Genomic DNA, 7,175 nt, shown 5'->3' with positions numbered 1-7,175 from the left:
CACCACGCGAAGGCCCCCCGCACGGCACCAAGTGCCGTGCGGGGGGCTGATCGGGGAAAGCGGGTCAGGCCGTCGGCTCAGGCGGCCTTCGAGGCGGCGGGCTTCCGCGTCGCGTTCGACTTCCCGCCGAACAGGCCGAAGAACACGGCCAGCGTCGGGACGAGGTAGCCCAGCCAGACCACCAGCTGGAGGACAGTCGGGTCCGGCTGGAAGTTGAACACGCCCTTCAGCAGCGTGCCGTACCAGCTGTCCTTCGGGACCGTGCTGCTGATGTCGAAGGCCACGCTGTGCAGGCCCGGCAGCCAGCCGGCCTCCTGGAGGTCGTGCACGCCGTACGCGAGCACGCCGGCCGCGACGACGACCAGCATCGCGCCGGTCCAGGTGAAGAACTTCGCCAGGTTGATCCGCAGCGCGCCGCGGTAGAACAGCCAGCCCAGCACGACGGCGGTCAGCAGGCCGAGCGCGGCGCCGACCAGCGGGTTCCACCCGTCGTCGGTGGCCTGCACGGCCGACCAGATGAACAGCGCCGTCTCCAGGCCCTCGCGGCCGACCGCCAGGAAGGACGTGACGACCAGCGCCGTGGTGCCCATCGCGATCGCCGCGTCCAGCTTGCCGTGCAGCTCGGTCTTCAGGTGCCGGGCGGTGCGCCGCATCCAGAACACCATCCAGGTCACCAGGCCGACCGAGACGATCGACAGGCTGCCGCCGAGCGCCTCCTGGGCCTCGAAGGTGAGCTGCGAGGAGCCGAACTGCAGCACCGCGCCGAACGCCATGCTCAGCACGACCGCCGAGCCGACGCCCAGCCACACCGGCGGCAGCTTGTCCCGGCGCTCGGTCTTGACCAGGTAGGCGATCAGGATGCAGACGACCAGGCTGGCTTCGAGGCCTTCGCGCAGGCCGATCAGGTAGTTGCCGAACACGGCTGACTCCTAGGGGTGATGGGGAGCGGTGGGATCAGCCGAAGAGGGCCTGGCCCCACCACTCCCCCGGCTTGCGGACGCCCGCCGGGCAGGCGAAGTGCGCGGAACCGACGTGCTGGATGTACTCGTTGAGCTTGTCGCTCGCCGCGAGCCGCTGCTGGAGCGGCACGAACGCCTTGCGGGTGTCGCGCTGGTAGGCCAGGAAGAACAGGCCCGCGTCCAGCCGGCCGAGGCCGTCGGTGCCGTCGGTGAAGGAGAAGCCGCGGCGCAGGATCATCAGCCCGTCGTTGGCGTCCGGGTGGGCCAGCGCGACGTGCGCGTCGGCCGGCATCGCCTTGAGATCCGGGTCGTCGTGCTCCCGGGCCTTGCCGAAGGGGGCGCCCTCGCCCTTGGTGCGGCCGAAGACGTCCTCCTGCTCCTTGAGCGAGGTGCGGTCCCAGGTCTCGATGTGCATCCGGATCCGCCGGGCGACCAGGTAGGAGCCGCCGGTCATCCAGTCCGCGCCGTCGCCCGGGGCGACCCACACGTGGTCGGCCAGCTTGGCGGTGTCGGTGCCCGCGATGTTGTGGGTGCCGTCCTTGAAGCCCATCAGGTTGCGCGGGGTCTGCGCGTCCGGGGTGGTGGAGGACGTCTTGCCGAAGCCGAGCTGCGACCAGCGGATGCTCACCGTCCCCATCCCGATCCGGGCGAGGTTGCGGATCGCGTGCACGGCGACCTGCGGGTCGTCGGCGCAGGCCTGAACGCAGATGTCGCCGCCGCTGCGCAGCGGGTCGAGCTTGTCGCCCTTGAAGTTCGGCAGCTCGATCAGGGCCTCGGGGCGCTTGGCCTTGAGGCCGAAGCGGTCCACACCGTCCTTCTCGAACAGGCCGGGCCCGAAACCGATCGTCAGCGTCAGCCGGGAGGCGGGCAGGCCGAGGGCCTCGCCGGTGTCGTCCGGCGGCGCCTCGGGCAGGCCGCTGGCGGCACCGGTGCCGACCTCGCGTCCGCCGGTCATGGCCGCGGCGGCCTTCGTCCACTCCTTGAGCAGCTTGGCCAGCGACTCGCGGGTGGCCTTCTCGGAGACGTCGAACGCGGCGAAGTGCAGCCGGTCCTGGACGGGCGTGGCGATGCCGGCCTGGTGGTCGCCGTAGAACGGCACCTCCGCGCCGGGGGCCGCGGCGGGCGCCGGGCCCGGGTCGTCCTGCCGGGTGGCCGCGGCGACCGAGCCCACGGCGGCGGCGCCGAGCGCGACGCCCGCCCCGGCCCAGCCGATGACGGCGCGGCGGCTGACCGTGCTGCGGGAGTTGGTGTCGGCGGCGGCCGTCTCGGTGCTGTCCATCGGCTTCTCGGCGTCCATCGGCGGGCGGGCCCTTCTCTGTGCTGCTGGTCCACGGCTGCCGTGACGGCCGGACGGGGCCGCCACGGCGTCCGTGGGGTGTGGTGAATGCGGGCTGGGGGTCGGCCACTTGGCGGCCACCGCGCGGTCGGTTGCTCACCGGCCGGCGTGGTCGGCAGGTAACCGGCGCCCCTGCGTGGTCGGCTACCTTCCGGCCCCGGCGTGGTCGGTTACGTGACCACCCCGGCGTGGTCGGTTACGTGACCACCCCGGCGTGGTCGGCTACTTGACCACCACGGCGGCGGCCAGCTTCGACAGCGGCTCGCCCAGCGAGTTGACCGCGTCGGAGAAGGTCTTGCGCTCCGCCTCGGCGACCTTGTCGTAGGAGGTGAAGGTGCCGTCGGCCTGCTTGTACTTGGCGAGCAGCGCCTGGATCGAGGCGAACTCGGAGTCCAGGGTCTTCGCGAGGTCGGGGTTCTTCTCGGCGGCGACGGGCTTGAGCAGCTCGTACGCCTTCTGCGCGCCCTCGACGTTGGCGCTGAAGTCCGCGAGGTCGGTGTGGCTGTAGCGGTCCTCCTCGCCGGTGATCTTGTTGGTGGCGACCTCGTCCAGCAGCTCCTTGGCGCCGTTGGCCATGCTGGTCGCGGTGATCTCCGCCTCGGGGATCTTCTTCTGCCAGTCCTTCAAGTCGCCCACGAGCTGGTCGGCGAGCTTCTTCTCGTCGTCGCCGATCTTCCCGTCGGCCCAGAGCGACTTCTCCAGGCGGTGCCAGCCGGTCCACGGCTTTCCGGCCTCGACCTTGTCCTCGCGGGTGTCGGTCTTCGGGTCGACGTCGCCGAAGCTCTCGGCGACCGGCTCGGTGCGCTCCCAGCCGGTGCGCGAGGGGGCGTAGAGGGACTTGGCCTTCTCCACGTCGCCCGCCTTGATCGCGGCGGCGAAGGCCTCGACGGCCGGGATGGTGGCGTCGGCCTGCTCCTGGGCGTACGCGCGGTACGCGTCGACGGCGGCGGCCAGGCGCGGGTCGGCGGAGGCGGTGGCGCCGCCCTCGCCGGTCACCGTGATCTTCTGCCGGATGCCGTCGCCGACCATGCCGGGCTTGCAGGCGATCTCGTACGAGCCGGCCTTGATCTCGGCGTTGATGGTCGCCTTGGTGCCGGGGCCGATGTTCTCGCGCTCGGTGACGATCTTGTCGCCCTCGGCGTAGACGTAGACCTCGGTGGTCTTGGAGCCCTTGTTGCTGATGTCCAGGACGACGTGGCCGGCCGGGAAGGCGGTCTTCGAGACCTCGCACGCGGAGTCGGTGGCGTTGATCTTCACCGCGTCGGCGCCGCCGGCCTTGTCGTCCTTCTTGTCCGCGCAGCCGGCCAGCGTGGCGGTCGCGACGGCGAGGGTGAGCAGCGCGGCTGCGGTCGTACGACGACGGGCGGGCATGACGGCTCCAACGGAAAAGGGCATGGGTGTGCCAGGGCGTGGAAGGACGCCGACCGGGCCGGCACCTCCTGATTAGCTAAGGCATACCTTACGTAAGATTTCCTTACCGGCGATACCCACCCCCTTCCTTCGTCAGCGGCCAGGGGTGCGCTCAGCGACCAGGGGTGCGGCGGGCGGCGGTGCGGGCGGTCCAGCGGCCCTCGTGGCGGGTGATCCGGATCGGGTGGCCGAAGGTCGCGCTGATCAGGTCGGTCGTCATCACCTCGTCGACCGGTCCGGCCGCCACGCATTCGCCCTCGCGCAGCAGCAGGGCGTGCGTCGTGCTCTCCGGCAGCTCCTCCAGGTGGTGGGTGACCAGCACGCTGGCGAGCTCGGGGTGCTGGTGGCGCAGCAGGTCGAGGCTGTCGAGCAGCAGCTCGCGGGCGGTCAGGTCGAGCCCGGTGGCCGGTTCGTCGAGCAGGAGCAGCCGGGGGCTCGGCATCAGCGCACGGGCGATCAGGGCCCGGCCGCGCTCGCCCTGGGAGAGCGTCGTCCACGGCGCCTCGGCCATGGCCGTCATCCCGAGGGTCTCGATCAGGAGCTCGGCGCGCTCGACCGCCCCGGGGGCGGGCTTGCGGTGCCACTCCGGCTCGATGGTGTTGGTGGCCCCGGTGAGCACCACCTCCCGCACCGTCAGCGGCGAGCGCAGCGGGTGACGCGGGTTGACGTGCCCGAGGTGGGCGCGCAGTTCGCGGATGTCGACCCGTCCGAGCCGGCGGCCGAGCACGTCCACCTCGCCCCGGGTGGGGTGGGAGACCGCTCCGAGGAGGGCGAGCAGCGTGGACTTCCCGGCGCCGTTGGGGCCGAGCAGTGCCCAGTGCTCGCCGGGCCGGATCGTCAGGGAGATCCCGCGCAGGAGGTGGCGGCCGTCGCGGACGACGTCGACGCCCTTGGTGCGAACCAGGGGGGTGGGCGGTGTCATGCGCGCACAGTACAAGCGCCCCGAATGGACCGTCATGTTCCGTTCACATGCTGGATCTTCACCACTGGCCGGATCCGATCGGTATTGATTTGTGCAGGACACAACTTGGCAAAGATATGACTATTCCACTGGCTCTCCATGACCGATCACCGTCAATCTCGGTCACAGCTGTTCGCAGACGGCACTTCCCCCGTGCTTCACCGCCCGTTTCCCTGTCACCACCCCACTGGAGTCAGCGTGAGCCCCACTTCCCCGTCGGCGTCCCGCCGTGCCCGCATAGCCGGCGCCACGACCGTCATCGCCGCCCTCGTCGCCGTCACCGTCCCCGCCGCCACGGCCTCCGCCGCCCCCGCCGGACGGGACGCCGCGATCGCCCAGGCCCGGGCCAACGTGGCCCGCAACGCCGGGGTGTTCGGGTTCGGCGACGGCCAGGACCTCGTGCTCAAGGACGTCGTCCTGGACGACGACGGCTCGTCACACGTCCGCTTCGACCGCACCTACCAGGGCCTGCCCGTCGTCGGCGGCGACCTCGTCGTCCACCAGGACGCCCGCGGCCGCCTCAAGGACTCCACCCGCGCCGCCGCCCACGACCCGGCCGTGACCTCCACCTCCCCCGCCGTGGCCCCGCAGACCACCGCCGGCAAGGCGATCGCCTCGGCCCCGGGCGTCCACGACGCCGTCAGCACCCCGGAGTTGGTCGTCTGGGCCGCCGACGGCACGCCCCGCCTCGCCTGGCGCACCACCGTCGCCGGCACCGGCGAGCACGGCCAGCCCGCCGGACGGATCGTCGTCACCGACGCCACCACCGGCGACGAGATCGAGGCCTACGACAAGGAGCACCAGGCCTCCGGCACCGGCCACTCCGAGTACACCGGCGACGTCACCGTCGACACCACCCCGGCCGCCGGCGGCTACACCCTGACGGACCCCGTGCGCGGCCACGTCACCAAGGACGCCCACAACGCCGCCGCCGACACGATCACCGCCGCCTCCGGCACGCCGTTCACCAGCACCACCAACGTCTGGGGCGACGGCAAGAAGTTCTCCACCGACCGCTCCACGGCGGCCGTCGACGCCCACGCCAACACCGCCTGGACGTACGACTACTACAAGAAGACCTTCGGCCGGAACGGCATCAAGAACGACGGCAAGGGCGCCACCGTGTTCGTCCACGTCGGCACCAACTGGGACAACGCCCAGTGGTCCGACGACTGCTTCTGCATGATGACCGGCGACGGCAACGGCAGCACCGACCCCGAGCAGGTCGACCTCGACACCATGGGCCACGAGATGACCCACGGCGTCACCAGCGCCACCGCCAACCTCCGCTACAGCGGCGAGTCCGGCGGCCTCAACGAGTCCACCAGCGACATCTTCGGCACGATGGTGGAGTGGTTCGCCAACAACAAGTTCGACACCCCCGACTACCTGTTCAGCGATCAGTCCACCCCGCCGTGGCTGCGCCGCTTCGACAAGCCCTCGCTGGACGGCAAGTCGGCGGACTGCTGGAGCGCCACCGTCGGCAAGCTCAACGTCCACTACTCCTCGGGCGTCGGCAACCACTGGTTCTACCTGGCCAGCGAGGGCAGCGGCAGCAAGACCATCAACGGCGTCACCTACAACAGCCCGACCTGCAACGGCTCCAAGGTGACCGGCGTCGGCAACCAGAAGATCGCCAGGATCTGGTACCGCGCGCTCACCGTCTACATGACCTCGACCACCAACTACAAGGGCGCCCGCACGGCCTCGCTGAACGCCGCGAGCGACCTGTACGGGCTCAACAGCCCCGAGTACAAGACCGTCGCGGCGGCCTGGAGCGCGGTCAAGGTCAACTGACGCCCGTCGCTCAGGTGGTGAACCCGACGTGGACGTGGTCGTGGTGGGTGTCGTCGGTGAAGAACTGGTTGCCGGCCCCCGGGATCGCGACCGGCCCGCCCACGTTGTACGAACCGGCGGCGGCCGCGTCCCGCATGAAGGACTCGACCAGCTGCCGCGGCGTCGCCGGGTCCACCACCGGGTGGCCGTCGATCCGCCAGACGTCGAAGGCCCGGCCCAGCGGATGGTCGCTGGGCCGGGTCGTACCGAAGACGTCCAGCGGGTGGCCGGTGCGCACGACGCTGACCGTCAGCGCGTAGGTGCCGGCCAGGGCCAGCATCGCGTTCATGACGCTGTCGTGAACGTTGCCGCTGCGCAGATCGGCCAGCGCCCCGGGCGGCAGTTCGATCCGCGGCTGGGCCAGGACCTTCGCCAGCAGTGCGGGCGGCGGCTCGGCGGGCGGGCCGGGCACGCCCGGGTGCAGTTCGGTGACGGTCCAGCGCGGCTCGGCGCGGCTCAGCCGGACGTCCACCGTGACGCCGCCCTGCGCGACCGAGCCGTCCGGCTGCCGCGTCCACTGGCGGCAGACGACGAGCACGCTCGCCGAGTCGGCCAGGATCCCGCCGTACTGCGCGTCGATCACCTCCAGGCTCGCCTCCGGCGCGGCGGGGGCGAGCGGTCCGGCGGCGTCCGCGAGGGCGGGCGGCAGCCCGAGCGCCGCGACCCGGGCCCG

6 protein-coding genes are annotated in these 7,175 nt (G+C 71.5%); 1 reads left to right on the top strand and 5 read right to left on the bottom strand.

Annotation, left to right across the window (positions count from 1 at the left end; translation table 11 throughout):
- Positions 1 to 77: 77 nt before the first annotated feature.
- The 4 genes from efeU to AB0O00_RS25150 all read right to left on the bottom strand — a co-directional run bounded on the left by efeU (position 78) and on the right by AB0O00_RS25150 (position 4,627).
- Positions 78 to 920 carry an iron uptake transporter permease EfeU gene (efeU, locus tag AB0O00_RS25165; RefSeq protein ID WP_363655343.1) on the bottom strand — a complete coding sequence of 281 codons (843 nt, stop codon included), beginning with the start codon at positions 918 to 920 and terminating at the stop codon, positions 78 to 80.
- Between the two features lie 34 nt (positions 921 to 954).
- Positions 955 to 2,238, bottom strand: a complete 1,284-nt coding sequence (gene efeB / locus AB0O00_RS25160; RefSeq protein ID WP_363655345.1) for an iron uptake transporter deferrochelatase/peroxidase subunit — start codon at positions 2,236 to 2,238, stop codon at positions 955 to 957.
- Positions 2,239 to 2,517: 279 nt separating this feature from the next.
- Entirely contained in the window at positions 2,518 to 3,666 is a 1,149-nt protein-coding gene (efeO, locus tag AB0O00_RS25155) for an iron uptake system protein EfeO (protein ID WP_363655341.1), read from the bottom strand.
- A 151-nt stretch (positions 3,667 to 3,817) separates the two neighbouring features.
- Positions 3,818 to 4,627 carry an ATP-binding cassette domain-containing protein gene (locus AB0O00_RS25150; protein ID WP_363655339.1) on the bottom strand — a complete coding sequence of 270 codons (810 nt, stop codon included), beginning with the start codon at positions 4,625 to 4,627 and terminating at the stop codon, positions 3,818 to 3,820.
- A gap of 237 nt (positions 4,628 to 4,864) precedes the next feature.
- On the opposite strand from AB0O00_RS25150, the gene AB0O00_RS25145 reads away from it, so the two are divergent.
- Complete coding sequence (locus tag AB0O00_RS25145; protein WP_363655337.1) at positions 4,865 to 6,463, top strand: M4 family metallopeptidase; 1,599 nt, start codon at positions 4,865 to 4,867, stop codon at positions 6,461 to 6,463.
- Positions 6,464 to 6,473: 10 nt separating this feature from the next.
- Here the strand turns inward: AB0O00_RS25145 and AB0O00_RS25140 are convergent.
- The coding region (locus AB0O00_RS25140; RefSeq protein WP_363655335.1) for a hypothetical protein at positions 6,474 to 7,175 on the bottom strand (702 nt) is incomplete at its 5' end.

This window comes from Kitasatospora sp. NPDC093558, assembly GCF_040683475.1.
In the GTDB taxonomy this organism is placed as follows: domain Bacteria; phylum Actinomycetota; class Actinomycetes; order Streptomycetales; family Streptomycetaceae; genus Kitasatospora.
The sequence above is the reverse complement of the archived record's forward strand: the minus strand, read 5'-3'. Positions and strand labels throughout refer to the sequence as shown.

Excerpts from the sequence above, each read along its gene's own strand:
- efeB (WP_363655345.1), bottom strand. The coding sequence starts at position 2,238 with ATGGACAGCACCGAGACGGCCGCCGCCGACACCAACTCCCGCAGCACG.
- efeO (WP_363655341.1), bottom strand. The coding sequence starts at position 3,666 with ATGCCCGCCCGTCGTCGTACGACCGCAGCCGCGCTGCTCACCCTCGCC.
- AB0O00_RS25150 (WP_363655339.1), bottom strand. The coding sequence starts at position 4,627 with ATGACACCGCCCACCCCCCTGGTTCGCACCAAGGGCGTCGACGTCGTC.